Source organism: Bartonella sp. AA1HLJMS, from assembly GCF_042197445.1.
GTDB lineage: Bacteria > Pseudomonadota > Alphaproteobacteria > Rhizobiales > Rhizobiaceae > Bartonella.
The window spans coordinates 1-1594 of record NZ_JBHIRW010000163.1; the positions used below are offsets into that span (position 1 = coordinate 1).

1 protein-coding gene is annotated in these 1594 nt (G+C 37.3%); it reads right to left on the reverse strand.

Going from position 1 to position 1594, the window contains the following annotated elements; genetic code table 11:
* Positions 1 to 190 precede the first annotated feature (190 nt).
* Positions 191 to 1594, reverse strand: a 1404-nt coding sequence (locus tag ACFIQE_RS10255) for a YfjI family protein (RefSeq protein ID WP_375707685.1), incomplete at its 5' end; no start/stop codon positions are given.

Here is a 1594-nt window from a genome sequence, read left to right on the forward strand (position 1 = left end):
TTGAAATATAATGTTTTTAATTTTCTCTCATTTAAAAAAAATAATATAGGAGCTAGAATGAACTGACAAGACTGACAAAACTCTTCTGATAAGGTCCTCAGATCATTTGCTTTTGGAAAAAAGTTCCTTGATGAGAATGCCATAAAAAGAGTTTTGCGTGGTTGTCTTAAAGACTTCAAAAGAGATTTCTTTATTGTTTTATGCTGTTGTTTTTAACCAAAGGATTCCATTCATACCGTCTATCAGGACGCCGACCTAATTCATTCCCCTCTATAGGAAATTCACGAATATAGTTACAACGGCATAAAAGCTCTAAAGCTTGCTTAACGGTTTGATTGTCTTTTAAAGATCTCCAACACCGTCTATAGATATCTCTTGCCGTAAAAACATTGGGTAAAAGATCACAGCGCTCTACAATTAATTTTGCACGCTCTGCTGTTAATGTATCATTCGCCGCATAAAGACGTTTTGCATGACTTATCAGATATTCTTCCCAATATAAGGCTCTCTCAAGGGCATCTCTATTGATTTCAAAACGCCCCCCTTCACTCAATTCAAAAATCAATGCAAGGGTTGGTATGGTTTTATTCATTTTCAAAAGATGCGCTTGTAAACTTGATGAGAAATGACCTCCTTTGATTGTTCTTTGAAAATTTTCCCACCATACACGAAACATTTCTTGAGCTTCAGCAGAAAAGCGTATGGTAATAGGGTGTTTTGGTGATCCTAATGGTTTATCATAAAGAGAACGAAAAATTCCTTGATAACTTTCCCATGCCTTTTGATTGGGAGGTCTATCAACCCATAACCGCTCTTTTCGTTCATCGGGCCACACCAGCATTTGAAACCGTTGCAATAAGCCGTCATTATTTGTTCCATGGTGCATTGCTTGAATAATGGGAATAATCCGTGAAGGTTGAATGCCCCCAATAATGGAAATGGTTGCATTGGGAATAAAAATGGTTCCCCGTCCTATACGGTCATAGGTGTATGATTTTTTGCCATTAAAAGCTGTTAGATAAAAAGAACGGTCTGATTGATATTCCTTCCGTTCCAAATCGGATAAAAAACCAGATAATTCATCACGAACCAACAATAAACCACGGGGGTTTTCTTTTAACAATTCCCCAAGCTTTTCGACGGTCACATCGTTGACAATAAGACGTCGTTTATTAAGCGTGTCATCTTCCTCACTTTCTTTATGTTCAAGAGATTGAGAAAGAAGAGCAAGGGCTTGTTCCTCGTCTTGATCTTTGAGTGCTTTGTAGGCTTGTTTTTTCTTTTCTCTTTTGTCTAATTCAATAAGAATATCTTTTGTTTCTTGCTGTTTTTTCTTCTTTAACCATTCTTGATGCCATTCCTCTTGAAAAACATCAAGAGGTGCTAAAGCAGCTTCCATGGTATCTGTTTTCATAGTTGAAGGTTCCCCCACAATGGCACCCCAGAGATTAGGAACAATTTTCCAATTGGCATGTTGTTTTGGAGAAACCCGCACGCCATTTCCAATGACAGCAGACAATCCACATAAAGCAGAAACAGCAACAAAATCGATAGAAGATTGTTGAATATCAGCAACGTCATAAACATAGTTTAT